The 25,389-nt window shown below is 37.5% G+C and carries 27 protein-coding genes and 1 tRNA gene; 19 read left to right on the top strand and 9 right to left on the bottom strand.

What is annotated here, in order from left to right; genetic code table 11:
- Positions 1-91: 91 nt before the first annotated feature.
- Genes QUF91_RS27505 through QUF91_RS27485 form a run of 5 tightly spaced genes read left to right on the top strand, consistent with a single transcriptional unit; the run spans position 92 to position 4,443 of the window.
- Entirely contained in the window at positions 92-1,261 is a 1,170-nt protein-coding gene (locus QUF91_RS27505; protein WP_285395306.1) for an acyl-CoA dehydrogenase family protein, read from the top strand.
- Positions 1,262-1,292: 31 nt separating this feature from the next.
- Complete coding sequence (locus QUF91_RS27500) at positions 1,293-2,162, top strand: transporter substrate-binding domain-containing protein (RefSeq protein WP_289419958.1); 870 nt, start codon at positions 1,293-1,295, stop codon at positions 2,160-2,162.
- 48 nt (positions 2,163-2,210) lie between these two features.
- A complete protein-coding gene (locus tag QUF91_RS27495; protein ID WP_289419957.1) occupies positions 2,211-2,960 on the top strand; it encodes an amino acid ABC transporter permease in 750 nt (249 codons plus the stop codon).
- A gap of 12 nt (positions 2,961-2,972) precedes the next feature.
- Positions 2,973-3,674, top strand: a complete 702-nt coding sequence (locus QUF91_RS27490; protein WP_285395303.1) for an amino acid ABC transporter permease — start codon at positions 2,973-2,975, stop codon at positions 3,672-3,674.
- A gap of 13 nt (positions 3,675-3,687) precedes the next feature.
- Positions 3,688-4,443, top strand: a complete 756-nt coding sequence (locus QUF91_RS27485) for an amino acid ABC transporter ATP-binding protein (protein WP_285395302.1) — start codon at positions 3,688-3,690, stop codon at positions 4,441-4,443.
- A 69-nt stretch (positions 4,444-4,512) separates the two neighbouring features.
- On the opposite strand, the gene helD is transcribed toward QUF91_RS27485, so the two are convergent.
- Positions 4,513-6,819, bottom strand: a complete 2,307-nt coding sequence (helD, locus tag QUF91_RS27480; protein WP_289419956.1) for an RNA polymerase recycling motor HelD — start codon at positions 6,817-6,819, stop codon at positions 4,513-4,515.
- A gap of 608 nt (positions 6,820-7,427) precedes the next feature.
- Here helD and QUF91_RS27475 point away from each other — a divergent pair.
- The 3 genes from QUF91_RS27475 to QUF91_RS27465 all read left to right on the top strand — a co-directional run bounded on the left by QUF91_RS27475 (position 7,428) and on the right by QUF91_RS27465 (position 9,204).
- Positions 7,428-8,384: an AAA family ATPase gene (locus QUF91_RS27475; protein ID WP_289419955.1), complete on the top strand. Its 957-nt coding sequence runs from the start codon at positions 7,428-7,430 to the stop codon at positions 8,382-8,384.
- Positions 8,385-8,407: 23 nt separating this feature from the next.
- Positions 8,408-9,043 (top strand): RNA ligase family protein, encoded by a 636-nt coding sequence (locus QUF91_RS27470; protein ID WP_289419954.1) that lies wholly within the window; start codon positions 8,408-8,410, stop codon positions 9,041-9,043.
- Between the two features lie 88 nt (positions 9,044-9,131).
- Positions 9,132-9,204 (top strand) — tRNA-Tyr (locus QUF91_RS27465).
- Positions 9,205-9,377: 173 nt separating this feature from the next.
- On the opposite strand, the gene QUF91_RS27460 is transcribed toward QUF91_RS27465, so the two are convergent.
- A complete protein-coding gene (locus QUF91_RS27460) occupies positions 9,378-9,527 on the bottom strand; it encodes a hypothetical protein (RefSeq protein WP_285395298.1) in 150 nt (49 codons plus the stop codon).
- 52 nt (positions 9,528-9,579) lie between these two features.
- On the bottom strand, positions 9,580-10,770 hold the full coding sequence (locus QUF91_RS27455; protein ID WP_285395297.1) for a coenzyme F420-0:L-glutamate ligase: 1,191 nt from the start codon (positions 10,768-10,770) through the stop codon (positions 9,580-9,582).
- 130 nt (positions 10,771-10,900) lie between these two features.
- Here QUF91_RS27455 and QUF91_RS27450 point away from each other — a divergent pair, with 130 nt between their 5' ends.
- Positions 10,901-11,821: a LysR family transcriptional regulator gene (locus QUF91_RS27450; protein ID WP_285395296.1), complete on the top strand. Its 921-nt coding sequence runs from the start codon at positions 10,901-10,903 to the stop codon at positions 11,819-11,821.
- 19 nt (positions 11,822-11,840) lie between these two features.
- Here the strand turns inward: QUF91_RS27450 and QUF91_RS27445 are convergent, their stop codons facing one another.
- Positions 11,841-12,725, bottom strand: coding sequence for a LysR family transcriptional regulator (locus QUF91_RS27445; RefSeq protein ID WP_285395295.1), 885 nt, complete (start codon positions 12,723-12,725; stop codon positions 11,841-11,843).
- 113 nt (positions 12,726-12,838) lie between these two features.
- Between QUF91_RS27445 and QUF91_RS27440 the strand changes: the two genes are divergently transcribed.
- Entirely contained in the window at positions 12,839-13,855 is a 1,017-nt protein-coding gene (locus QUF91_RS27440; protein ID WP_285395294.1) for a YeiH family protein, read from the top strand.
- A gap of 118 nt (positions 13,856-13,973) precedes the next feature.
- Here QUF91_RS27440 and QUF91_RS27435 read toward each other — a convergent pair whose 3' ends face one another.
- On the bottom strand, positions 13,974-14,309 hold the full coding sequence (locus tag QUF91_RS27435) for a heme oxygenase (RefSeq protein WP_285395790.1): 336 nt from the start codon (positions 14,307-14,309) through the stop codon (positions 13,974-13,976).
- 306 nt (positions 14,310-14,615) lie between these two features.
- Between QUF91_RS27435 and QUF91_RS27430 the strand changes: the two genes are divergently transcribed.
- The 6 genes from QUF91_RS27430 to QUF91_RS27405 all read left to right on the top strand — a co-directional run bounded on the left by QUF91_RS27430 (position 14,616) and on the right by QUF91_RS27405 (position 20,435).
- A complete protein-coding gene (locus QUF91_RS27430) occupies positions 14,616-15,218 on the top strand; it encodes a class I SAM-dependent methyltransferase (protein ID WP_289419953.1) in 603 nt (200 codons plus the stop codon).
- 513 nt (positions 15,219-15,731) lie between these two features.
- Positions 15,732-16,955, top strand: a complete 1,224-nt coding sequence (locus tag QUF91_RS27425) for an ABC transporter substrate-binding protein (protein ID WP_285395787.1) — start codon at positions 15,732-15,734, stop codon at positions 16,953-16,955.
- Positions 16,956-17,124: 169 nt separating this feature from the next.
- Entirely contained in the window at positions 17,125-18,000 is an 876-nt protein-coding gene (locus QUF91_RS27420) for a branched-chain amino acid ABC transporter permease (RefSeq protein ID WP_285395786.1), read from the top strand.
- Between the two features lie 13 nt (positions 18,001-18,013).
- Entirely contained in the window at positions 18,014-18,949 is a 936-nt protein-coding gene (locus tag QUF91_RS27415) for a branched-chain amino acid ABC transporter permease (protein ID WP_285395785.1), read from the top strand.
- Positions 18,949-19,728, top strand: a complete 780-nt coding sequence (locus QUF91_RS27410; protein ID WP_285395784.1) for an ABC transporter ATP-binding protein — start codon at positions 18,949-18,951, stop codon at positions 19,726-19,728. Before QUF91_RS27415 ends, QUF91_RS27410 begins: the two co-directional genes overlap by 1 nt.
- Complete coding sequence (locus QUF91_RS27405; RefSeq protein WP_068985728.1) at positions 19,728-20,435, top strand: ABC transporter ATP-binding protein; 708 nt, start codon at positions 19,728-19,730, stop codon at positions 20,433-20,435. Before QUF91_RS27410 ends, QUF91_RS27405 begins: the two co-directional genes overlap by 1 nt.
- A 66-nt stretch (positions 20,436-20,501) precedes the next feature.
- Here the strand turns inward: QUF91_RS27405 and QUF91_RS27400 are convergent, their stop codons facing one another.
- Positions 20,502-20,837: a hypothetical protein gene (locus tag QUF91_RS27400; protein WP_289419952.1), complete on the bottom strand. Its 336-nt coding sequence runs from the start codon at positions 20,835-20,837 to the stop codon at positions 20,502-20,504.
- 67 nt (positions 20,838-20,904) lie between these two features.
- On the opposite strand from QUF91_RS27400, the gene QUF91_RS27395 reads away from it, so the two are divergent.
- On the top strand, positions 20,905-21,399 hold the full coding sequence (locus QUF91_RS27395; RefSeq protein WP_289419951.1) for a cupin domain-containing protein: 495 nt from the start codon (positions 20,905-20,907) through the stop codon (positions 21,397-21,399).
- A gap of 46 nt (positions 21,400-21,445) precedes the next feature.
- Here QUF91_RS27395 and QUF91_RS27390 read toward each other — a convergent pair whose 3' ends face one another.
- Genes QUF91_RS27390 through rluF form a run of 3 tightly spaced genes read right to left on the bottom strand, consistent with a single transcriptional unit; the run spans position 21,446 to position 23,076 of the window.
- On the bottom strand, positions 21,446-21,595 hold the full coding sequence (locus tag QUF91_RS27390) for a hypothetical protein (protein ID WP_289419950.1): 150 nt from the start codon (positions 21,593-21,595) through the stop codon (positions 21,446-21,448).
- A 37-nt stretch (positions 21,596-21,632) separates the two neighbouring features.
- Positions 21,633-22,352: a DUF6904 family protein gene (locus QUF91_RS27385; protein ID WP_285395778.1), complete on the bottom strand. Its 720-nt coding sequence runs from the start codon at positions 22,350-22,352 to the stop codon at positions 21,633-21,635.
- 22 nt (positions 22,353-22,374) lie between these two features.
- The gene (rluF, locus tag QUF91_RS27380) at positions 22,375-23,076 is read right to left on the bottom strand and encodes a 23S rRNA pseudouridine(2604) synthase RluF (protein WP_289419949.1); all 702 of its coding nucleotides are present in this window, start codon (positions 23,074-23,076) and stop codon (positions 22,375-22,377) included.
- Between the two features lie 241 nt (positions 23,077-23,317).
- Between rluF and adh the strand changes: the two genes are divergently transcribed.
- Both adh and QUF91_RS27370 read left to right on the top strand, forming a co-directional pair.
- Positions 23,318-24,838, top strand: coding sequence for an aldehyde dehydrogenase (gene adh / locus QUF91_RS27375; protein ID WP_285395776.1), 1,521 nt, complete (start codon positions 23,318-23,320; stop codon positions 24,836-24,838).
- A gap of 21 nt (positions 24,839-24,859) precedes the next feature.
- Positions 24,860-25,219 carry a DUF779 domain-containing protein gene (locus QUF91_RS27370; RefSeq protein WP_285395775.1) on the top strand — a complete coding sequence of 120 codons (360 nt, stop codon included), beginning with the start codon at positions 24,860-24,862 and terminating at the stop codon, positions 25,217-25,219.
- Positions 25,220-25,389: the final 170 nt, after the last annotated feature.

Genomic DNA, 25,389 nt, shown 5'->3' with positions numbered 1-25,389 from the left:
TCGCTACGAAAATGTAGGTAGAGATTTTTTTATAGCTTTAATCCGTAGTAAATTTATATGTTTTATATAATTTTGGGAGGAGGAGATTTTCTTGAAGGATTTATTTATTAAAACAGAGCGACAACAGTATTGGCTTGAACAGCTAGCATCTATTTCTGAGCCAATCAAGGCTGAGGCTAAAGAGGTAGACGAACAATCTCATTTTCCATACGAAGCACATAAGTTACTTTTGCAAATTGGTTACCCAAAACTAACTTTACCGAAAGAATATGGCGGTGAAGGTTTATCAGTCTATGATATGGTGCTCGTTCAAGAAACGTTGGCGAGCTATGACGAGAATGCCTCACTCTCACTAGGGTGGACATTAGGTGTAGTAGGTGAAATATATGAGAAAAAGCTATGGGCAGATGATTTACTCAGTTTCTTTGCTCAAGAAATAAAAACCGGTGCAATCATAAATAGGGCGGTGAGTGAAGCGGCAACCGGGAGTCCAACACGTGGAGGGCGACCAGAAACAAACGCTGTTTCAATAGAAGAAGGTTGGCTCTTAAATGGACGTAAAATCTTTACGACAGCTTCTCCGGTGCTAGATTATTTCTTGACCTCAGCTTGGATTGAGGAAAAAAATCAAATTGGCTTCTTCCTTGTTCATAAAGATGCCCAAGGACTTTCAATTGAAGAAAACTGGGAAATGTCAGCAATGCGAGGCACTAGTAGCCATGATCTAGTGTTAAACGATGTAATTGTCCGTACAAATCATTTAGTAGAATTACCAAGTCATCCAAGCGGGGGTAAGATAAATGGTTGGATTCTACATATTCCAGCAACGTACTTAGGTATTGCGCAGGCAGCTCGTGATTATGCACTACATTTTGCCAACCATCATCAACCAAATAGCTTGAATGCTCCAATTAGTACATTACCAAATGTACAGCAACTTCTAGGCGATATTGAATTGAAACTACATCAGGCACGCTTTGTACTGTATGGAGTAGCCGAGGCTTATGATGACCCAGCTAGACGTGGGCTTATAACAAATGAAATGGCAATTGCTAAACATACAGTAACAAATTTGGCGATTGAAATTGTAGATAAGGCAATGCGTGTAGTAGGTGCGAAAAGCTTACAATTAACAAATCCATTACAGCGCTATTATCGAAATGTTCGTGCTGGACTTCACAACCCACCGATGGATGATATGACCATTATTACATTAGCAAAAGCTGCAATTGAACAGCAGAAATTGAATGAAAATCAATGACAAAACCATAGAGAATAAGGGGAAATGATACATGTTAAAACAAAAGAAAAAGATATTTCAATTGGCAGCAATCGGATTGGCTTCACTTGCTATTTTAGCGGGCTGTAATTCAGATGAAGCTACAGATAAAGACTCAGAGGATGGCGTGAAGGTACGTACAGTGAAGGTTGCATTCGATCAGGCGTCCAAGCCGATAAGTTATCTTGATGATAAAGGCAATCCAACAGGCTACGATGTGGAAGTTATGAAGCTAGTGGATGAACTATTACCCGAATATAAGTTTGAATTTGTAGGGACAACGAGTGATGATTTACTGATCGGTGTTGAGCAAGGGAAATATCAAGTAGGTGTAAAAAATGCATTCTTTACGAAGGAACGTACAGAGAAATTTATTTTCCCTAAAGAATTTTTAGGCTTAAGTAGTGCAGGTTTAGTTTTACGTAAAGAAGATGAAGGTGTGAAAACTTTAGCCGACTTTGCTAAAAAGGGTTATTCATTAGCACCAATTGCTGCGAATAATGCTCAATACACAATTATTGATGAATACAATAAGGCTAACCCGGATAATAAAGTTAAATTACAGGCTGGGGATGCGTTCACTATCGATGTCGTGCAATGGGTAAATGAAAAACGTGTTGATGGTGGTGTCATGATTGAAGGTCCGTTTAAACAACAAGTTTTAGCAGAAGATGGCCCCTATTATAATTTAAAGGATGACGTAGTGTACAACGAATTTGCCGTTATTAAAACATGGCCGTTGTTCAATAAGAAGGAACAAGCATTTGCAGATGCTTACGATAAAGCGATAGCGCAGATTAAAGAACAGAAGAAAACAAATGAATTAAGCACTAAGTTTTACGGTCGAGATTTATTTGAAGTGTTAGATACTGTGAATCGTTAATACTCTTTTAAAGAGCAATTGGTAACGAATAAAAGGCTGCCTGAGTCAGTGTACTCAGCAGTCTTTATTAATATAGAAGTTGGTGAGGAAATGGAGAAGTATTTTGATGCATCATATATTTGGAACTCAATTCCTGTATTATTGCCGTTTTTAAAAGTTACCTTCTTAGTCGCAGGGTCTTCCATTGTACTAGGCACAATTTTTGGCTTACTATTAGCAGCTGCCAAGTTAAGTGCAATAAAGTTATTGCAAAAATTGGCAAACTTATATACAACGATTATGCGTTGTACACCATCGATTGTCTTATTATTCCTCGTCTATTATGGTGTTCCGGCGTTAGCGGAAAACTTTGGCGTGAATCTCCATTCAATTGAAACAGCCATTTTTGTAGTCGTAACATTCACTTTGCAGTTTGCGGCGATTATGTCAGAGGTTATTCGTTCGGCCTATTTAGCCATTGATAAAGGGCAATTTGAAGCGGCGGTTAGTGTGGGATTAACACCACTTCAAGCATATCGCCGTATTATTTTCCCACAGGCACTCGTTATCGCTTTACCGAACTTTGGGAATGGAATGATTGCGTTATTACAAGAGGGGGCACTTGCTTATACAATTGGCTTAATTGACATTGTCGGAAAAGCAAATTTAATTATCGCAAGTAATATTAATGCACATGCATTAGAAATATATATTGCCTTGGCGATTGTTTACTGGGGGCTATCGATTATTATCGAAAAATTCTTTGCTATGCTAGAAAAGTTTTTTGGCAAAGGTAAAAAGACATTAGAAACGACGTAAGGAGGCGTAACCATGAATTATCAATTTTTAATGGAAACATTTTTTGTTGCATTATCAGGTGTACCTGTCGCACTCCTTGTGACAATTGTTGCTATGCTTGTTGCCCTGCCACTTGGTTTTCTATTGGCACTAACACGGATCAATAAAATCCCAGTGATCCATCATATAGCAAAAATTTATGTTTCCTTTGTTCGAGGTACACCTATTATCATTCAAATCTTTATTATTTATAGTAGTATCCCATTACTACTTAAAATTATTTTTGAAAAATATAATATTGCCTTTGATATTTATAAAATCAATCCGATTTGGTATGCATTTATCGTCTTCGCCTTTAGTACGACTGCAATTTTAATAGAAGTATTTCGTTCTGCTCTAAGTACGATTGAAAAAGGTCAGCTAGAGGCTGCCCATGCAGTAGGCTTATCAACATGTCAAGCCTATCGCCGTATTATTATTCCACAAGCTTTAGTAGTAGCTATGCCAAATATTTGTACGGCTACAGTTAATCTCATTAAAGCGACGTCTTTAGGCTATGCAATGTCCTTGCCTGAAATTACCCTGAAGGCTAAGGTAGCTGCAAATGTTGGCTACAATTACGTAGAAGCATATATTGATATTTTCATTGTGTACTTAATTTTATGTAGTACGGTTGAATACATTTTTAAACGATATGAAAAACATTTAAGCAAATTCAAAGTGGCAAAAGCCTAAGGGGTGAACGAGTATGTTAGAAATAAAAAATATCCATAAATCATTTGGTGACAATGAAATTTTAAAGGGTGTCGATTTAGCCATTGATAAAGGTGATGTTGTCGTTATTTTAGGTCCTAGCGGATCCGGAAAAACGACATTATTACGTTGCATTAACTTTTTAGAAAAGGCCGATCAAGGACATGCGACATTTGGTGATATTCAAGTGGATTTTCAAAATGTGAAGAAGAAGGACGTACATTCCATCCGTCAACGTGTAGCCTTTGTATTCCAAAACTATAATCTTTTCACGAATAAAACAGCGCTAGAAAATGTGACAGAAGGACTTATTATAGGACGTAAAGTTCCAAAGGCAGAGGCCATTGAAATTGGCAAAAAGGCACTCGATAAAGTAGGTTTATCAGAAAAATACGATTCCTATCCAAGTCAATTGTCTGGAGGTCAACAACAGCGAGTTGGTATTGCACGAGCAGTGGCGTTAAATCCGGATATTATTTTATTTGATGAACCAACTTCTGCACTTGACCCAGAGCTAGTAGGAGAAGTCCTTCAGGTTATGAAAAACATTGCTGCGGAAGGGACGACGATGCTTGTTGTCACACATGAAATGGGCTTTGCCAAAGACGTCGCCAACCGAGTAATTTTTATGGACGGTGGTGTCGTTGTAGAGGAAGGAAGCCCTTATGATATATTCGTTAATCCGAAAGAGGAACGCACGAAGAAATTCTTAAAACGTGTGATTCCAGAGGATTATAATTACTACATTTAAAGATAATAAAAGAACAAAAAGAGAATCTGCAAGCCTTCCGTGAAAGCAAGCAAATTCTCTTTTTTGAAATTAAATATCTAAAAAATGTGTTAACTCGTTAATAGCATAGATATGCAATTCGTGCATAGCTCGTGTACAAGCTGTGTAGAAATAATGGCGTTCTGTTTCTCTAAAATAATTAGCTGCGGAGGCATTATAAAGCAATACAGCATCGAATTCAATTCCTTTTGCCATATAAGCAGGTAATAGTAAAATGCCTTTTTTAAATTGATTTGTATGATGGGTAATGAGCTGAATATCTACTTGGTCTTTCATTTGATCAAAAACCTTCGTACATTCTTGCTCTGTTTTACAGATGACTGCAATTGTTTCGAAATTTAGGGACAAGTTTTTTATCTTTTCGACAAGCTGTTCATTTAAATCTATTTCATTCGGAACGATCGTGATAGTCGGTTCGGGACCCGTTCGATTAAAGGCTTCTACTTTTGCGTCCTCATGTAAAATCTTCGAAGTTAGGTGAATAATTTGTTTTGTTGAGCGATAACTTTTCGTTAATATCATTTTTTCTGCTTGTTCACCATATAATTGTGGCGTCAGCAGTGAGGGGTTATTAAAGGTATGAGGATGGATGGTTTGATGTCCATCACCCAATATCGTCATACGTGCACGTGGGAATAATTGTTGTAATACAAATAGCTGAAATGGAGAATAGTCTTGTGCTTCATCAACTAAAACATGACGAATCATCGTATTTGTTCGTTGACCTTCTATTTTGTCCTGTAAGTATAAAAATGGAGCCGCATCTTCATACGAAATAATGCGCTTTGCTAAATTAGGGAGTGTATGTTGACAGATTTCTCCCCAACAGTCGGGTAAAAAGTTCTGTAATTGCTGGTGAATAGTATTGTTCATGTTAAACAATTGACGATAAATGCCTAACATATGAACGAATTTTAATTGCTTCACAGATTGACGAAGTGGCTTGAACTGTTTTTTAACAATTTGGATGGCTAATTTCTTACGCTCTTGCTCAAAATCATCAAAAGAGTTTTCTGAAAACCGACCTTCATGTAAAAGCTCGCTATAGGTTTTTGTATACTCTTCAATGTCTAAAAGCTCACTAGCCTCTTCTACCCATTCTTTAGTCCGTTCTGCTTTTTCCATTTTCGATAATCGTTGTAATAACCATTCTGTCACTAATTGCAGTCGATTTGGGATGGGAATTGTGGCATTGAACGAATAAAAGTATTCAGCAATTTCTTGAGCTGTAATAATTCTCTCTCCGCGAAAAACAATATTTTTAAAAAGTAAACCTTCGTGTGCAAGGACCTGAATGTATTTGTCCATCAATTCTCGATATTGGAGGCTAGCTTTAAAAGAAATAATCGTAAGCTTCGTTTGGTAGAGCGGCTCATCTTTCTCTGTTAAAAGTGACTCCAATTGCTCATAAGGATATTCCAATTGGAACTGTCGACCTAAACGTTTTGTTGCATATTCGGAGAAAGTTAATTGCTGCATATTATCTTCACCTAAATCCGGTAAAACGGTATGAACATATTGATTAAAGAGCTGATTAGGTGTAATTAATAAAATTTGATCAGCAGTAATTTGGTCTCGATAATGATACAACAAATAAGCAACACGTTGGAGAGCAACAGCTGTTTTTCCACTACCCGCTACACCCTCTACGATGAGATAAGGAGTGTTGACATGTCGAATAATTTTATTTTGCTCAGCTTGAATCGTTGCGACAATGCTCCGGATATGTTCGTTTGCATTTTGAGCGAGAATATCGAGTAATAAGTCATCACCAATCGTTAAACCTGTATTAAACATCGATTGTAATTGACCATTCTTAATGATAAATTGCCGTTTTAAAAGCATTTCACCTTGAATTTCTTCAGTTGCCGTTTCATAAGTAGCTGGGCCAGACGTATAATCATAATACATACTTGATATAGGGGCTCGCCAATCATAAATTAATATGTTTTCATTCTCTTCATCCATTAAGGTTGTGACACCGATATAAATCTTTAAAGGTTCGTTATGACCATCCTGTAAAAAATCAATACGAGCAAAATAGGGTGATTGCTGTAAACGATAGTAAATTTTTACATCCTTGATGGCACGTTGCTGAGCATGCTCGGAATCAGAAAGGAGCTCTGCCTGTTGTTTGATAGCATAATAGGTCTCGTCTAGGTCCTCTGGCGTATCTAAATTCACTCTGACGTCGTCCCAAAAGGTTTTCCTTAACGTTAAAACATTGTCTCTAAAATCTTCTCCTTTTCGTATTAATTCCTCTTTTTTGTGACCAACTGTGTTTAAACAAAGAACAAGATATTGTTTTTCTTCTGTCCATTCATATTGCTTTTCCAACGTTACTCACAGTCCTCTCCATATAATTATTTGTATGGTTTTTGAATCGAGAAATTTATCATACAGCCAGTTCAGAAAGAAGTATAGTCTAGTAATTATGGGAAATTTATGATATAATAAAATTATAAGGGAAAATCAAATTTTTAATAAAAAGACTGTTCCGGAAAAGTTGGAGCAGTCCTTTTTATATCCTAATTTTTCCCTTTTGAAGAATGTTCCTTTTTATGGACGGTCACCTATATTTTGGTGTTCGGGCAGTCGACTCCTTGGGGATCGGCGTCACAGATGAGAACCTGGAGCTAGTTGGTAGAGGAACGAAGGCTGAAACATCATGTCTTGTGATAACGCCTTCGTGACCTACGTAGTGTAGACCTAAGAGGGCTCATGGGACGCTCCCGGGAAAGCGCCCTGTTGAAACGAAAATCAACACCACGTTATGGTGATTATCCCTGTGTGACTTCGTTATCATTTTAACCATCAAAAATTAATCTCTATACTTTAATTGAGACGATGGTTAATTTTTGATAAAGAAAGAAGGGTAGAAGTTAATTGCTAACTAAAGAATAGGTTTCTATAAATGATATAGACACTTGAAAGGGGGTGAAAAAATGAAGGTGATATTTACAGTTGGGTTACCTGGAAGCGGCAAGAGCACGTTTGTTAAGAGACTAGCCAAAAGCGAAAATGCAGTTGTTCTTTCAAGTGATGCTATACGTCAAGAGTTATTTGGTGACGTTGCAAGACAGAAATCACGAATAGTATTTCGTGTTTTGTATGAACGTTTAAATGAATTTGTGGCTAGAGGTCAATCTGTCATTGTTGATGCGACAAATATCGAACGGGAACGTTGGATGTTTGCATTGGGTAAATTGTCTGACGATGTGAAGACTGTATGCTATTATTTTGATACACCATATGCGTTGTGTATAACAAGAAATCAACAAAGAAAGAGAAAAGTTCCGTTAATAATAATGGATAAAATGAGGAAGAATTTAGAGTTTCCGATATTGGGGGAGGGATTTGATGAGGTGCATATTGTACATGAATCGAGTCCGTATGAAATCTCGAAAGAGCAGTTTCTTTCACTAATCCAAAGCGAACCCGCATATGATGAGCTTTTTCAAAAGTTGAGATCAGTCCAACTATTTAAAGAGATTTATCAATTTAATCAAGAAAATCCATATCATCAATTTTTACTTTGTCAGCATACGTATTTTGTTTATGAATATATGAACGAATACTATATGGAGAGTGACAAGCTAGCATTACAAATTGCCGCTTTATTTCATGATGTAGGCAAACCATTTTGTAAAAAATATAAAGAATTACAACAAAGATATGGGTATTATGGACATGAAAATGTATCTGCTCAAATGGTATGCCATTTTTTATTAGAGCTAGGCTTTGAAGAAGACTTTGTTTTAAAGGTTGTTAATTTAGTGCAATTTCATATGTTAATTCAATATGGGGGCGATAAGGGAGGAAGTAAGATTTATCATTTAGTAAATGCTGACTTATTAACAAAGCTTTATTTCTTTCGCGAGGCAGATCAATTTGCCAAATAGATATAAACAAAGGAAGTGAGATTATGACCAATTTGATGAAATATCCAAGAAGCTTTCATTTGCCGTGGAGTAGAGGGTACACACACGATGATAAGGTTGCTAAAAATGTGGATCATTTTCTTGGAAAAGAGGTTGTTGTAACCGAAAAATTGGATGGTGAAGGAACAACACTTTATCACAACTATATGCATGCTAGAAGCATAAATTCAGGAGATCATCCATCTAGGCATTGGGTAAAAACATTTCATGCTACATTTGCATTTCAGATTCCAGAAGATTGGAGATTATGTGGTGAAAACGTTTATGCCAAGCACTCCATTTACTACAATGAATTAACTAGTTACTTTTATTTATTCAGTATTTGGAATGACAAAAATATTTGTTTAAGCTGGGATGAAACCGTCGACTATGCAGCTAAACTGGGCATAGAAACAGTACCTGTAGTATATCGAGGCATTTTCGATGAAGAAAAAATAAAGAAGACTTTTACAGGGAAATCACTTCTTGGGGGTGAGCAGGAAGGGTATGTTATTAGAAATGCGGCTGCTTTCCATTATGATGATTTTCAATATAACCTAGGGAAATTTGTTAGAAAGAATCATGTTCGAACAAGTGAACATTGGTTAAATGAAGAAATGATGCCTAATCAATTGAAATAAGTGTTATTTGAAAAGATTTAATCTACTATAAAGCAAAAGGACTGAGAAAAATGTAATTCTTAATGGGGTTAAAAATACATAATGTATATGAGGAAGATGTAGTGGTAGCATGTCCCTTTATAGGATAGGGATTTAACAGGTTCGATTCCTGTCATCCTCACTAAATAAATGAAAAGCAGTAGTGACAAGGGCTTGATCCTTATTACTACTGCTTTTTTCTATCTTTCTATAATTTTGGCTCTTCACCAAACCGTGTGGTTGATTTCCGTTCCGACTGGGCGCTTTGTAGCTGACGCTTCGCTTTCGCTACAGAAAACATTTGTTGTTGCTGTCGCTACGCTTTCGCACAGAGCAAAGCTTCCTGGGGGCGTCCTATGAGCCGCTTTTTAACATGCTTTTCCCCTGTTTGCACCTCAAAAGGGAACCTGTTACTTAAGGATGGGGTAGCGTTTTTGATATAGCGTCGATATTTAAGCAGATCCACTATTAAAAAAAGAACTCCCAAACGAAAATGGGAGTTCATCTTTATACTCTTTTTATTTTGTATAGTTATCGAAATAACCTTGAATATAAATCATTGGTGTTCCTTTGTCACCTGAACCTGAAGTTAAGTCTGAAAGAGAACCAATTAGGTCTGTTAAGCGACGAGGTGTTGTACCTTGAGCGGCCATTTGCCCAGTTAAATCTTCATCTTTGTTTTGGATATACTCAGAAATTGCTGCTTTTAACTCTTCACCACGAAGATTTGCGAAATCGTTATCTGCTAAATATTTCAGCTTTACTTCGTTTGGTGTGCCATCTAATCCAGCAGTGTAAGCAGGAGATACGACAGGGTCTGCCAACTCCCAAATTTTACCTACAGGATCTTTAAATGCGCCATCGCCGTAAACCATTACTTCAACTGTTTTACCAGTAGCTTCTTTGATTTTTGCTTGGATGCCGTCAACAATTGGTTGGCAAGTGTGTGGGAATAATTTTACACTATCTTCAGTTGCTTTATTTGAACCAAGTAGACCATATTCCGCATTGAAGCCAGAACCGTTATTAGATACAGATAAAATATTGTCAAGACTGTATACTTTTTCAGCGCCATTTGCCGTTAAAATACGTTTTGTACGTAAGCGTGTATGAATATCACACGTTAAAACACTCTTCGTATAGTCTAAAATTGTTCTTGGGTTATTTGAAAAGATAACTTCACAAGCAGCGCCTTCAGCTTCGATTAACTCTTTATAATACTCAATATAATCTACACCTGTAAATGTGTGTTTTTTATAGCCAAAATGCTCACGGAATTCAACCTCAGTTAAAGTATCCGTCCAAGGGTTAATCCCTTTTACATCTAGCTCATCGATATCAACTAGGTGATTACCAACCTCATCTGATGGATAGCTTAGCATAAGAACGACTTTCTTCACGCCTTTAGCGATACCACGTAAGCAGTTAGCGAAACGGTTACGGCTAAGTATTGGGAAAATAACACCAACAGTATCGTCACCAAATTTAGCAGCTACGTCTGTTGCGATGTCATCGATTGATGCATAGTTACCTTGTGCACGCGCTACGACAGATTCTGTTACTGTTACGATGTCACGATCTTCAATTGAATAGCCTTCAATCTTTGCTGCGTTTAATACTGTGTCGACAACAATTTGTTCAATATTATCGCCTTCGTTAATAATTGGACCACGAAGACCTCTTACTACTGTACCAACTACACGTTCCAAAATAATCTCTCCTCATAAATGGTAAATGTATGTTAATTAAATAAATATAACCAATATGATTTTACTATACGCCTCTTTAGTGATATAAGTAAAATTAATAGTTCATATAATAGCTATAAGGAGTGCTTATATGATAGGGAAATTAGATTTATATCGTGTTTTTACTGTTGTTGCTAAAAATAATAGCTTTTCAAGCGCTGCTAGAGATTTATATATGACTCAACCAGCAGTTAGCCAAGCCATGATGCAATTAGAAAAGGAGCTCGGTACACGTCTCTTTAATCGTACTCCTAAGGGGGTAACGTTAACGACTGAGGGTAGACTTCTATATGAATATACGAATTCAGCATTAGGTCTTTTAGATGCTGGTGAGGAGAAGTTGCTAGAGTTTAAAAATTTAACAACCGGTCAGCTGAAAATTGGGGTAGGGGACACTATTTCTCGTTTCTTTTTAATGCCTTATCTAGAGGCGTTTCATACAATGTATCCTAATATAAAATTACAAATGCTAAATGGAACGACTTCGGAAATTTGTAACTTTATTAAATCCGGTGAGGTTGATATTGGGCTTTGTAATTTTCCGATAGAAGATCAGGCATTACAGTTAACCGCTTGCACGGAGGTACAAGATATTTTTGTATGTGGTGAGAAGTACAAAACGTTAGCGTCAAAAAGTTTAAGCTTAGAGGATCTTTTAAAGTTTCCACTTGTTTTTTTAGAGAAAAAGTCAAATTCAAGAAAGTATGTAGAAAATTATTTATTTGCAAGAGGAATCCACATTGAACCTGAGTTCGAGCTTGGTTCACATGATCTTGTGTTAGAATTTGCACGCAGTAATTTAGGGATTGCTTGTGTGACGAAAGAATTTTCTAAAGATTATTTGCAGCGAGGGCTTCTCTATGAGCTAACATTAACAGAAAGTATACCAGCACGAAGCATTGGCATGTGTTATTTGAAAAGTGTACCTTTATCTCGAGCAACGTTGAAATTTGTAGAAATTATTGAGCAAAAGCAGGAGCGTAAACGTCTAAATTTAAGAACTATAAAGTAAGCTTAGCGATTAAAATCCGCTAAGCTCTTTTTTTTAGTAGCGCCTCTATGAGGGTGTCAACATTGCGTTTATTTTTCATCGTAGGTGAGTACAAATAAGAGAATGTTCGCATAAACTGCTGTCCTTCAAGCGGCAAAATATTTATATCACCATTTTTTAGTTCACGCTCAATAACACTGGCAGACAGTAGAGAAAGGCCAAGCCCTTGTATAACACTCTCTTTCACACCTTGATTGCTACTAATAGTAAGAAGTGAACGCACTTGGAGCCCATTTGTTCTAAATAAATGATCTAAGTAATAACGAGTGCCAGAGCCTTCTTCACGTGCAACCCAATTTTGCTGCTGTAAGTCCGCAACCGTAATAGTCGACTTCTTTACAAGAGGGTGACTGCTAGCACTAACAATAAAAAGCTCATCCTGCATAAACGGTTTAATAATAACTTCATTGTCGTTTGACTGTCCTTCGATAAGGCCAATATCGACCTGTAACAATTTTGTATATTGAATGATTTCTTCCGTATTGCCAATAATAACTTGAAGCTCAAGCTGAGGGAATTGCTGTTGCAGACTCGCTATTATAGGTGGCAATATATATTCGCCAATTGTAAAACTAGAGCCGATAACAAGTGTACCTTGAATTTCATGATGATAAGCTAGAATATCTTCCCTAGCTACCTCTGCAATTGCCATCATTTGCTTAGCTCGTTTATATAAAATTTCTCCAGTTGGTGTAATTTGTACGGACTTTGGAGATCGGATAAATAACGTCGTTTGAAGTTCCTGCTCTAAGTTTTTTATGTGTAAGCTGACACTGGGCTGTGAAATATGAAGTATTTCGGATGCTTTCGTAAAATTATTGACTTCCACTAGTGTAATGAATGTTTTTAAAGCATCATATAGCATGTCATCACTCCTATTATTAGAAATATTAATCATTGCGATTATATATATGTATTTTACTAATGATTAACTTTTTAATAAAGTTATAATTATCAAGAATGAAAGAAGTGAACAACATGGATATTGGACAGAAGTTAAAAGGTTTCCTAACCCCTGCGTTTATGAAGGGGATATTGTTGACACTCATGATTGCCTTAGTGGCAAAGTATATTTCGACATTTCCGTTCTTCTCAATCCTGGGGCAGCTTGTTATTGCAATTATTTTAGGGATGGCTTGGAGAGCAGCTTTTAAGGTACAGGATTCATGGCAAAGTGGCATATCATTTTCAAGTAAAAAGCTATTACGATTAGGCATTATTTTACTGGGTATGCGTTTGAATTTAGCGGACATTTATCATGCCGGAGCGAGTGTCTTTCTTATTGCATTTATTGATTTGGTATTTGCTTTAGTGGTTGTATATGCTTTAACGAAGGTATTTCATGTTGAGAAGAAGTTAGGCATATTAACAGCTTGTGGCACAGCCATTTGTGGAGCAGCAGCTGTTGTCGCTATTGCTCCTCAAATTAAGGCAAATGAAAAAGAAACAGCAGTGGGTGCAGCGATTGTCGCATTACTAGGGACTATATTCACATTAGTTTACACAGTGCTATACTCAGTATTTAATTTAACGCCTACTGAATATGGTATTTTCGCAGGAGGCACGCTACATGAAATTGCCCATGTTATTGCCGCCGCCGCTGCTGGTGGAAATGAAGCAGTTGATATGGCGGTTATTGTTAAGCTAACACGTGTCGCATTGCTTGTACCGGTAGCTATTGTCATTGGTATTTTCTATCGGAAAATTGACAAGGAGCAGGAAAAAGAAGGCTTTTCACTGTCAATCATTCCGTGGTTTATTCTCGGATTTTTAGCAATGAGCGCTATTAATTCGTTAGGAATTATACCAGCCAATGTAGCGCAAACAATTGTCAATATCTCTTATCTTTTAATTGCGATGTCGATGGCTGGACTAGGTTTAAATGTAGAGATAAAAACCTTTAAAGAATTAGGTGTAAAAGCGTTTGTTGCAGGACTTATCGGTTCGGTTTTCTTATCAATAATCGGATATGTTTTAGTTATTTTAATGTATTAAAGTGTATCAAAAAAAACCTGCACATTGGAAATATGCGGGTTTTTTTTGATAGAATCAGAAGATAGTTCAGATTTTTTGTTTTACCCCACTGCCTCATAAAGAGTTGGGATAGGGTATACTAGCGTGATGCTTCAATGGAAGAAGCTAATTCAGCAATAACTATTTTGCTACCTAACATTGGGCTGTTTTCTGGTTTTGCGCCTTCAGAACCTGGTTCTGGGCGGTGATGGGCAGCAGCGAATGCATCGCTATTACGCCAAGCTTGGAAATGCTCTTTAGACTCCCAGTACATATTGACGCTCATTTCGTCATAAGTCGGATCATCAGTTGACACTAACACCTCTACTTTATGGAAGCCTTCGAACTGTTGTAAAGGTCCTGGCTTTGTAAAGTTCGGTGCCATTTTCGCAGCAAAACCAGGTTTAACTTGAATACGATTTGTAACAATAATCATACACTTTTCCTCCCTAACCATTTTCTAATTAGAAAAAATCTACTATGTTGAATGAATTATTTTAATGTTATCATTCGCAAACAATAATAATTGGCGAGGGAAGACATTGTCAACAGAATAGCAATGTGAATTATTAATAACTCGATATTTGTTGTATGAAGTAAAATCTACTATATATATTTGACACCTTAATTTTCTATCGACATAATAGTTTTTCAATAAGATGTAATAAGATCCAAATCTTATAGATGTAGTTTTTTCTTTTGTCGTGCTAAAATAAAGCATTCTTTTTTAGGAGTATAATGTATGAACGAACATCAATTTGATAAAAATTTGCATATTAATACAGTCGGTGAACAATATGGTTTCCCTAAACTAGCTCATTACCACCGCTATGAGCCAACACCATATATTGGTTTAGAGCAACTGTTTTCGGAATATGAAATGCCAGATAATTCAGTGTTTATCGATATGGGATGTGGAAAAGGGAGAGTACCTATTTATGTGCATCATAAATTCCATATTCCTACAATTGGGATAGAGATGGATGCAGGTTTTTATGCAGAGGCTGAGAATAATAAAAAGGGATATCTTCAAAAAAAGAGTGCTCAAGCTCCGATTTCCTTTCTTCATTCAATAGCGGAAGACTATGTTATTCAACCATGCGATACTGTTTTCTTTTTTTTCAATCCTTTTTCAATCCATATTTTCCGTACAGTCATTCATAACGTTTGGAAGTCTTATGAGCAGCATATGCGTGAAATTCATATTATCTTATACTATCCACCTTATGATTATTTGCAGTTTTTACATCACGGGACACCTTTTGAATTGATTCATGAGGTTCATCTAGAAAATGAAACAAATATTAACGAACGCCTCTGTGTGTTTGCATTGAAAAAAGCGTAGAGCTGTGGAAAAATTCAGCTCTACGCTTTTTTATTTTTATGAAATTTTTTGGCTCATTACCAAAAGTTGTGGTTTGTATTTTTAAAAATATATTCTCTGTATATTAGTCGGAACGGAAATCAGCCACATGTTATGATGATAATCTTTTTATTTCCCGGGTGATAAATAAGTGCCATGAAGAACATTCGCAACAGATGGTCTCTTAGATATCTTGCAATTTTCGCAAAAAGGACATCCTTTTTCGAGACTATATTATAAAAATAATTAGAAATGATAGTTTTGTATTAATAAATATTTACAATTAATAGATAATTCTTAAATTACTAATTATACTGAAAAATCACTCTAGACTAAATATAAAGAATGTTTTACAATGTAAAAGTCATAAATGAATAATATTGTAGTTTAGTTTTAGGTGTTATAAATAATTATTTTCGCTATTGAGGAAACGTCGTTAATTGTTTATAATTATCAGAAATATCTAACATTTGAAAAAATAGGGGGAATATAATGATGAAAGAGAACAAAAAGCTTAAAAAGTTCGGTTCACTTCTAGTTGCGTCTTCATTACTTGCTGGTGTTCTTGCTGGTTGTGGAAATGGAGATAGCTCGAGTTCAGGAGGTGGGTCATCATCAGGTGGCGGTGGCTCTTCTGACGGAGATACTATTAAAATTGGTGCAAATTTAGAGCTTTCAGGTAACGTAGCCTCCTATGGTTCTTCAATTGGACTAGGTGCAGAGCTTGCAGTTAAAGAAATTAATGATAAGGGCGGTATTGACGGTAAGAAAATTGAGCTTATTAAAGTAGATAATAAATCAGAAAACGCAGAGGCTACTACAGCAGCTATTAAACTAGCAACACAAGATAATGTAGTTGCAATGCTAGCCCCAGCAACTTCTGGTAACACAGTTGCAACTGTGCAAATTGCGAACGACAAAAAAATTCCAATCGTTACTGGTTCTGGTACAGCTCCTAACATTACAGTAAATGATGATGGCAGCGTTAATGAATACGCATTCCGTACGTGCTTCATTGATCCATTCCAAGGGATTGTGGCAGCGAACTTCGCTTCTAATGACTTGAAAGCTAAAAATGTAGCTATTTTTGCGGACAATGCGTCTGACTATGCAAAAGGTTTAGCAAAATCATTTAAAGAAACAATCACTAAAAATGGTGGGAAAGTTGTAGAAGAAGAGGCGTATGTGGCTAAGGATACGGACTTCCGTACACAATTAACAAATATTAAAGCGGCTAAACCAGACTTTATCTTTATCCCAGGATACTATGAAGAGGTTGGTTTAATTGTTAAACAAGCACGTGAAATGGGTATCGATGTACCGCTGATGGGAGCTGATGGTTGGGATTCACCAACATTAGTAGAGCTAGCTGGTGCGGATGCGTTGAATAACACATATATTACAAACCACTACTCTGCAGAAGACCCAGATCAAAAAATTCAAGACTTCGTAAAGGCGTTTAAAGCAGCGAACGGTGATAAAGCACCGGATGCATTCAATGCACTTGGCTATGACACAATTTACTACATTGCTGATGCTATTAAGCGTGCAGGCTCTACGGATGGGGAAGCAATTCAAAAAGCATTGGCTGACACAAAAGATCTTTCTTTAGTAACAGGTACTTTCTCAGTTGACAAAGATCATAATCCAATTAAAACAGCAACAGTTCTTGAATTTAAAGACGGTAAACAAGTGTTCAACTCTAAAGTTAATCCTTAATGTTTTGTAGGCAAGGGGGAGGCGGGTAAACACGCCTTCCCTTTCGTATTTTATAGTCAACTTTAAAATATTTTTTTAAGAGGACACAATTTAGTCTGCATTCAATAATAACATGTAGAAGTAAGTCCAATTTTTGCATTTTTCTAAAAAATAAAAGGAGTGAACGCTCATGGAATGGATACAGCAGCTTGTGAATGGTATTTCACTAGGTAGTATCTACGCATTAATAGCGTTAGGGTATACGATGGTATACGGGATTATTAAGCTAATTAACTTTGCCCACGGCGATGTCTTCATGATTGGGTCATTTATTGGCTTTTACGCAATTGCTAAATGGGAGCTTGGCTTCTTCCCAGCACTATTATTGGCGATGGCAGTTTGTGCAATCTTTGGTGTTGTAATTGAACGTATTGCTTATAAGCGTTTGCGAAATGCAACACGTATTGCAGCTTTAATTACGGCAATCGGTGTATCGCTATTAATCGAATACACGACTATTTTCTTCAGAGGTGCGCAACCAGCGGCATATCCTGAAGTCATTAAAAATAAATCTTTTGATGTTTTCGGAGTTCAAATTAGTAGTACATCCATTTTAATTTTAACTGTAGCAATTGTACTGATGATTCTTTTACAATTCATCGTACATAAAACAAAGATCGGAAAAGCGATGCGCGCGGTTTCTCATGATGCCGATGCAGCACGTTTGATGGGTATTAACGTAGATAATACAATTTCAGCGACATTCGCAATTGGTTCTGCTCTAGCTGGTGCAGCAGGTGTGATCTTTGGTGTTTACTATACGAAAATTGATCCATTAATGGGTGTTATTCCAGGGGTTAAAGCGTTCATCGCTGCAGTACTTGGTGGCATTGGTATTATTCCTGGTGCCATGGTTGGCGGTATGTTATTAGGTGTTGTGGAATCATTAGTAAGTGCACTTGGCTTCTCCTTATGGCGTGATGCAGCGGCATTCGTTATTTTAATTTTAATTTTAATCTTCAGACCATCGGGTATCTTCGGTAAAAATACCCGTGAGAAAGTGTAGGTGAGCGGTAATTATGAAAAAGTCTAAATTCTTTTGGGGCTATGCCGTATTAGCGTTAGTCATCTATGCAGTTATTCAGGTGCTAATTTCAACGAACATTCTCGATATGTACTATCAAAATATGTTAATCACAATGTGTATTAACATTATGCTTGCGGTTAGCTTGCACATTGTCATTGGTATTACTGGCCAATTCTCGATTGGGCATGCAGGTTTCTTAGCAGTAGGGGCATATATTTCTGCGATTATTACAACTAAATTAATGCTTCCGTTCCCATTAGCAATTTTCTTAGGGGCGCTGGCAGCAGCAGTCGCAGGTTTAATCGTAGGTATTCCAACACTACGTTTAAAGGGTGACTATTTAGCGATTGCGACACTTGGATTTGCGGAAATTATACGTATTGTCTTTTTAAATACGGATTATGTTGGTGGCGCAGCGGGGATGCAGGTTAAATATTTATCAAATTGGACTTATGCGTTCGTTGGTGTAGTTCTAACAATTCTAGTAATCTCTAACTTTACAAATTCTCGTCATGGACGTGCATGTATTTCGATTCGTGAGGACGAAATTGCGGCAGATGCAATGGGTATTAACACAACCTACTATAAAGTTGTAGCGTTCGCAATTGGTTCCTTCTTTGCCGGTCTTGCAGGGGCCATCTTTGCACATAATTTTTACATTATTCAACCGACAACTTTCGGTTTCTTAAAATCATTTGATATTTTAATCTATGTCGTTCTTGGTGGTTTAGGAAGTCTTTCAGGGTCCGTTATTGCTGCGATTTTCTTAACAGTAATCTCAGCTTACTTAGCAAACTTCCCAGAAACACGTATGATTATTTATAGCTTAGTATTAATAGTGGTAATGCTGTACCGTCCAACAGGTTTGATGGGAACAAAAGAATTTACGGATTTATTTAAGTTTGGTAAAAAAGGAGGTACAAAATAATGACTGGAAACCTTCTTATCAATGTTGAAAATATGGGCATTCAATTCGGTGGTTTAAAGGCGGTACAGGGCGTTAATATGTACCTTAATCAAGGAGAACTAGTAGGTCTTATAGGGCCAAATGGTGCTGGTAAAACAACGAGCTTTAACATGCTTACCGGAGTGTATACACCAACTGAAGGTACGATTACATTTGATGGTATAAAGATAAATGGGCTTGCACCATACCAGGTAACACAAAAGGGTATTAGCCGTACGTTCCAAAATATTCGTTTATTTAAAGAACTCTCTGTTTTAGATAATGTTAAGGTAGCGAACCATTCACTTGCCAAGCATTCCATGTGGTCCTCCATTTTCCGTTTGCCGAATCACTTTAAAGGTGAGGCAGAAATGGAGCTTCAATCTATTGAGTTCCTAAAAATCTTTGGCTTAGATGTTTATAAGGATGAGCTTGCGAAAAATTTACCTTATGGGATGCAGCGTCGACTAGAAATTGCTCGTGCCCTAGCTGCGAAACCTAAGCTACTATTATTAGATGAGCCAGCAGCAGGCATGAACCCGCAGGAAACGCACGATTTAATGGAATTAATAGCGTTTATTCGTAAAGAATTTGGCTTAACAATTCTTCTAATTGAGCATGATATGAGCTTAGTAATGGGAATTTGTGAACGTATTTATGTGCTCGATCACGGTCAATTAATCGCTGATGGGACACCAGAAGAAATACGCAACAATCCAAAGGTAATTGAAGCTTACCTTGGCGAGGAGGTTATCGGCTAATGCTAAAAGTACAAAACATAGATGTATTTTACGGAAACATTCAAGCATTAAAGGGCCTCTCTTTGGAAGTAAATGAGGGTGAAATCGTAACATTAATCGGTGCAAACGGTGCTGGTAAAAGTACATTATTAAAAACATTGTCAGGTTTATTAAAACCAAAGGGCGGCATCATTGAATATGAAGGCTTCTCCATTGCAGGGAAGGCTGCGCAGACAATTGTAAAATCAGGTATTTCACATGTTCCAGAGGGGCGTCGTGTTTTTGCCAATATGTCAGTTGAAGAGAACTTAGAGCTTGGGGCATATCTTCGTAACGATAAAGCTGGTATCAAAAAAGATATGGACCATGTGTTTGAACTATTCCCACGTCTTTTGGAGCGCCGTAAACAGCAATCAGGTACATTATCTGGTGGTGAGCAACAAATGCTGGCGATGGGTCGAGCATTAATGGCAAAACCGAAATTGTTATTGATGGATGAACCTTCAATGGGGCTTGCACCACTCATGGTAAAAAATATTTTTAATATTATTGAGCAAGTCAATAAAGAGGGTACAACCGTTTTGCTTGTTGAGCAAAATGCGAATATGGCCCTATCAGTAGCAAATCGTGCGTACGTACTTGAAACAGGACGTATTGTATTATCAGGTACAGCAAAAGAGCTTCAAGAGAGTGAGCAAGTAAAGGCAGCTTATTTAGGTGGCTTATAGAGAGAAGGCGTCTCGATTTTCGAGGCGTCTTTTTTTGCGAAGGGATTGGGTTGGCGGATAGAAATTTTAAAGTGACGGAAAGGGAGAACAGAGCGACGGATAGAGCAGTCGAAGTGACGGATAGAACAGTCGAAGTGACGGATAGAAGGGCCAAAGTGACAGAAAGAAGGACCAGATCGATGTAGAATGATCAAGGCGACGGAAAGAAAGGTCAGAGCGACGGATAGAACAATCAAAGTGACGGAAAGAAGAGCTAGAGCGACGTAGAATGATCAAGGCGACGGAAAGAAAGGCCGGAGCGACGGATAGAACAGTCAAAGTGACGGAAAGAAGGGCCAGAGCGACGGATAGAATAGTCAAAGTGACGGAAAGAAAGGTCAGAGCGACTGAAAGAACAATCAAATTGACGCAATAACAGTAGCATTCATCCTTTATTATTTGATAATGTGGACGAAAGGAGTGATGTTTTATGAAGTATTCAGCACAATATTTTATTGAAAAATTGAATTTAGCAGAGCATCCTGAAGGCGGTTATTATATATCCTCATTTCGAGCATCTGAGGATATGGCTGTAAGGGATGTGCAAAGACCGATTTATACGAGTATTTATTTCTTACTACGTTCGCAGGACATATCGCATTTGCACCGTTTGAAATCGGATGAGCTTTGGTATTATCATGCTGGCAGTCCGTTAACAGTCCATATGATTTTCCCGGATGGTACATATGAGGCGAAGAAGCTTGGAATAAATGTAGAGGCAGGAGAAGTACCTCAAATAGCAGTACCGAAAAACACTATATTTGGCTCGTCCGTAGAGGATGCAGATACATTTAGTTTAGTAGGCTGTATGGTTGCACCAGGCTTTGATTTTGAGGATTTTGAATTGTTTACACAAGATGAGCTGTTAGCTGACTATCCACAGCACGAGACAGTTATTCGAAAAATGGCTTACACGACAATTTAAGCGAGCGCTGTTTCCTCCGCTTACGTTGGACGCTGTCACTGCGCTTTCACACAGAAATCTCTCTTGCTGCTGCCGCTTCGCTTTCGCGCATGAAAAATATTGTTGCTGCCGCTTCGCTTTCGTACAGACAAACCCCTCTCGGCGAAGAGCCATACTGACACTTTAATTTCATTGACACATAGTGTTTAAACAACATGAGCCGTCTCAAAGTTAGTTGAGACGGCTCTTTATATTTACCACAAAATTGTTTCAGGATAATTCGTTTTGATTTCAATTTCATGCAACGATTTTTTGGTAGTTATCGCAGCTTCCATGAGCTGTGATTTTAGCGCTACATATTCATCGTCTTCTAACATTAATCGGAGAGCAAATGCCGCTAATTGAGCTTTTCTTTCCTCTAAATCTAGTTGAATATACTCTAGGTTTAATAGATCTACATACTGCGTCGCATAACGGAATGTTAATGGACTTTTAGTATGTAGCATTCTTAAAAATACTAAATATTCTTCCTCCTTAAACTCCTGCTCTAAACAATCAGCAACCGTTGCTTGGAATTTACGAATTGCAGCAACGTCCATATTCCAGTCAGAAGAATCAATTAGCTCTTTGTGTAGGCGAATGAAGTCATTTAATGCGATAGCAGTAAAAATCAGCTCTGGCCAAAGAACCTCTGTTGCGAAATAAACATTTTTGTTTGGAAAAATTAGTTCATGCTGTGTCAGGACACTTTTATTAAGTCCATTACTGACAAACTCAAGCTGATGCTCTCCCTTAGCAGCTTGACGGAGATTATGGCAAACACTAAGTATGCGAAGACGCGCACCTTGATAATCATAATACTTGTTTTCATCACCAGTTACTTTATGAATGGCATTGATCAATTCATCTAAGTCCCAAAAATCCCCGCTAATACATGCTCCCGTTAACTGCTCAGTACTTTGAATTGACAGCATAATCTCATCCCCTTAAATTGCTTTATTTTGGAGTGTAGTTAAGTAGTTTGAATAGTTCTGTTCGTTCTTTTTCTGTTAAATCGCGCCACTGTCCAACCTTTAAATTTCCAAGCTTAATATTCATAATACGAATACGTTGTAGACGCTTAACGGAGTAGCCAAGTGCCGAACACATACGACGTATTTGACGATTTAAGCCTTGCTCTAAAATAATTTTAAAGACTCTATCAGATATTTTTTCAACATAACAAGGTAAGGTTGTAGTATCTAAAATATCTACACCAGCCCCCATTTTTTTAATAAATTGCTCTGTAATAGGCTTATCAACTTGTACGATATATTCTTTTTCGTGATGGTTTTCCGCACGTAAAATTTTATTGACGATGTCACCGTCGTTTGTCAGTAATAATAGCCCTTCTGATTCCTTATCGAGTCGTCCAATATGAAAAATACGTAGAGGGTGATTGACAAAATCAACGACATTTCCTTTTATATGTTGTTCAGTTGTACTTGTAATTCCTACTGGTTTGTTTAAGGCAATATAAACGAGCTGTTCTTCTTTTTTTACCTCTTTTCCATCAACGCAAACCATGTCACCTGCCTCAACTTGACTGCCAACTGTTGCAAGTTCACCATTAATCGTTACTTTACCCTCTGCTATCCATTTATCTGCGCCGCGACGAGATACGATGCCTGTTTCACTCAAATATTTATTAATCCGCATACTGGTCTCCTATACATTTATATTATTTTTAAGTATACATTATCGTTGGTCACACCGTGAATCCTGAAGCTTTTCTAGTAAAAATAAATTACTGGTAAAAAATTTAAAAAAGTTGAAATTATTTTTCGTTTCTGACAATATATTGAGTAAGAGGGTATCTATGAAAATATTGTTATTTCGATATGAAATGTCGGTTTTTGTAGATATATTCTCATTATTTTGTGTAAAGGGGAGAAGTAAAATGGTTTATGCATTTCCAAACACTGAAGGATCGGTAGTTCAATTCAAGGAGAAATATGAAAATTACATTGGTGGAGAATGGACACCTCCAGTGAAAGGACAATACTTTGATAATGTTACACCTGTTACTGGACAAGTTTTTACACAATTAGCTCGATCTACTGCTGAAGATATTGAACTTGCACTTGATGCAGCGCATGCCGCAAAGGATGCATGGGGCAAAACATCCCCAACAGAGCGTGCAAACATTTTACTTAAAATTGCGGACCGTATTGAGCAAAACTTAGAAAAGCTAGCCGTTGCCGAAACATGGGATAACGGAAAGGCGGTACGTGAGACATTAAATGCAGATATCCCTCTTGCCATTGATCATTTCCGTTATTTTGCGGGGGCTTTACGTGCACAAGAAGGCGCGGTAAGCCAAATCGATAATGATACAGTCGCTTATCACTTCCATGAGCCAATTGGGGTAGTAGGTCAAATTATCCCTTGGAATTTCCCGTTATTAATGGCCGTTTGGAAGCTAGCACCTGCACTGGCAGCTGGAAACTGTGTGGTGTTGAAACCTGCTGAGCAAACGCCAGCTTCGATTATGGTGCTCATTGAATTAATAGAAGATTTATTGCCATCAGGTGTACTGAACGTTGTCAATGGCTTTGGTTTAGAGGCAGGGAAGCCGCTAGCATCAAATCCACGCATTGGTAAAATTGCCTTTACTGGTGAGACAACGACAGGTCGCTTAATTATGCAATATGCTTCACAAAACCTTATTCCAGTTACGTTAGAATTGGGCGGCAAGTCGCCAAATATTTTCTTTGAGGATATTATGGACGAAGATGATGCCTTTTTAGATAAGGCAGTTGAGGGCTTTGTATTATTCGCACTAAACCAAGGTGAAGTATGTACATGTCCTTCTCGTGCAATAATTCAAGAGTCTATTTACGATAAATTTATGGAACGCGTTCTACAGCGTGTTGAAGCGATTAAAGTTGGAAATCCGCTTGATCCGAATACGATGATGGGTGCACAGGCTTCAAGTGAGCAAATGGAAAAAATTCTTTCTTACTTAGATATTGGTAAGCAAGAAGGTGCAGAATGTCTAATTGGAGGAGAGAAAAATAATGTAGGATCTGGCTTTGAAAATGGTTACTACATTAAGCCAACTGTCTTTAAAGGGCATAATAAAATGCGCATTTTCCAAGAAGAGATCTTCGGGCCAGTTGTTGCCGTAACAACATTTAAAACAAAAGAGGAAGCATTAGAAATTGCAAATGACACATTATATGGTTTAGGTGCAGGTGTCTGGACACGTGATATGAATACTGCTTATCGCTTCGGTCGTGGTATTCAAGCAGGACGTGTTTGGACAAACTGCTACCATGCTTATCCTGCACATGCTGCGTTCGGTGGCTATAAAATGTCGGGTGTTGGTCGTGAAAACCATAAGATGATGTTAGCGCATTATCAGCAAACGAAAAACTTATTAGTTAGCTATAGCGAAAACAAACTTGGTTTCTTCTAATTAATAGGGAGGTGCATGAGCGTGGTCGTGCGTGTTTTAGCAACTGAAGAAGCGCTGGCACTAATCGAGTTTTTGAAAGAAAAGCATGGACCCATTATGTTTCATCAATCAGGTGGATGCTGTGATGGTTCATCGCCAATGTGTTATCCAGAAGGCGACTTACTATTAGGTGATCAAGATGTTTGTCTTGGAGAAATTGGTGGTGCTCCCTTCTATATGCATAAAAATCAATATGATTATTGGAAGCATACACAAATAATCTTGGACGTAGTCGATGGCAGAGGCGGTATGTTCTCGCTTGAAGGCGTTGAAGGTAAACGGTTTTTAACAAGGTCAAGAGCCTTTTCAACAGAGGAGTTAAAAGAATTAGGCTTAATTTAAAGCTTTATGGACAGCGGCAAAAGGTATTGCCGCTGTTTTTCTATGTCATTTTTTCTGAAACAGTTTATGTAAGGCTATATTATTTGGAGAGTTACGTAATATCAAAAATAATTGTAATCGATCCTGTAAGGTTTCCTTGAATAAGGACTTTCTACTGGTTATGGTTATTT

Source organism: Lysinibacillus sp. G4S2 (assembly GCF_030348505.1).
In the GTDB taxonomy this organism is placed as follows: Bacteria; Bacillota; Bacilli; order Bacillales_A; family Planococcaceae; genus Lysinibacillus.
The sequence above is the reverse complement of the archived record's forward strand: the minus strand, read 5'-3'. Positions and strand labels throughout refer to the sequence as shown.

Bases quoted from the DNA above. Each gene is read 5' to 3' on its own strand.
- QUF91_RS27470 (WP_289419954.1), top strand. From the start codon at position 8,408: ATGACCAATTTGATGAAATATCCAAGAAGCTTTCATTTGCCGTGGAGT.
- QUF91_RS27450 (WP_285395296.1), top strand. From the start codon at position 10,901: ATGATAGGGAAATTAGATTTATATCGTGTTTTTACTGTTGTTGCTAAA.
- adh (WP_285395776.1), top strand. From the start codon at position 23,318: ATGGTTTATGCATTTCCAAACACTGAAGGATCGGTAGTTCAATTCAAG.
- rluF (WP_289419949.1), bottom strand. From the start codon at position 23,076: ATGCGGATTAATAAATATTTGAGTGAAACAGGCATCGTATCTCGTCGC.
- QUF91_RS27410 (WP_285395784.1), top strand. From the start codon at position 18,949: ATGACTGGAAACCTTCTTATCAATGTTGAAAATATGGGCATTCAATTC.
- QUF91_RS27500 (WP_289419958.1), top strand. From the start codon at position 1,293: ATGTTAAAACAAAAGAAAAAGATATTTCAATTGGCAGCAATCGGATTG.
- QUF91_RS27475 (WP_289419955.1), top strand. From the start codon at position 7,428: ATGAAGGTGATATTTACAGTTGGGTTACCTGGAAGCGGCAAGAGCACG.
- QUF91_RS27405 (WP_068985728.1), top strand. From the start codon at position 19,728: ATGCTAAAAGTACAAAACATAGATGTATTTTACGGAAACATTCAAGCA.
- QUF91_RS27435 (WP_285395790.1), bottom strand. From the start codon at position 14,309: ATGATTATTGTTACAAATCGTATTCAAGTTAAACCTGGTTTTGCTGCG.
- QUF91_RS27395 (WP_289419951.1), top strand. From the start codon at position 20,905: ATGAAGTATTCAGCACAATATTTTATTGAAAAATTGAATTTAGCAGAG.
- QUF91_RS27415 (WP_285395785.1), top strand. From the start codon at position 18,014: ATGAAAAAGTCTAAATTCTTTTGGGGCTATGCCGTATTAGCGTTAGTC.
- QUF91_RS27440 (WP_285395294.1), top strand. From the start codon at position 12,839: ATGGATATTGGACAGAAGTTAAAAGGTTTCCTAACCCCTGCGTTTATG.
- QUF91_RS27445 (WP_285395295.1), bottom strand. From the start codon at position 12,725: ATGCTATATGATGCTTTAAAAACATTCATTACACTAGTGGAAGTCAAT.
- QUF91_RS27430 (WP_289419953.1), top strand. From the start codon at position 14,616: ATGAACGAACATCAATTTGATAAAAATTTGCATATTAATACAGTCGGT.
- QUF91_RS27420 (WP_285395786.1), top strand. From the start codon at position 17,125: ATGGAATGGATACAGCAGCTTGTGAATGGTATTTCACTAGGTAGTATC.
- QUF91_RS27390 (WP_289419950.1), bottom strand. From the start codon at position 21,595: ATGTTGTTTAAACACTATGTGTCAATGAAATTAAAGTGTCAGTATGGC.
- QUF91_RS27385 (WP_285395778.1), bottom strand. From the start codon at position 22,352: ATGCTGTCAATTCAAAGTACTGAGCAGTTAACGGGAGCATGTATTAGC.
- QUF91_RS27490 (WP_285395303.1), top strand. From the start codon at position 2,973: ATGAATTATCAATTTTTAATGGAAACATTTTTTGTTGCATTATCAGGT.
- QUF91_RS27425 (WP_285395787.1), top strand. From the start codon at position 15,732: ATGAAAGAGAACAAAAAGCTTAAAAAGTTCGGTTCACTTCTAGTTGCG.
- QUF91_RS27485 (WP_285395302.1), top strand. From the start codon at position 3,688: ATGTTAGAAATAAAAAATATCCATAAATCATTTGGTGACAATGAAATT.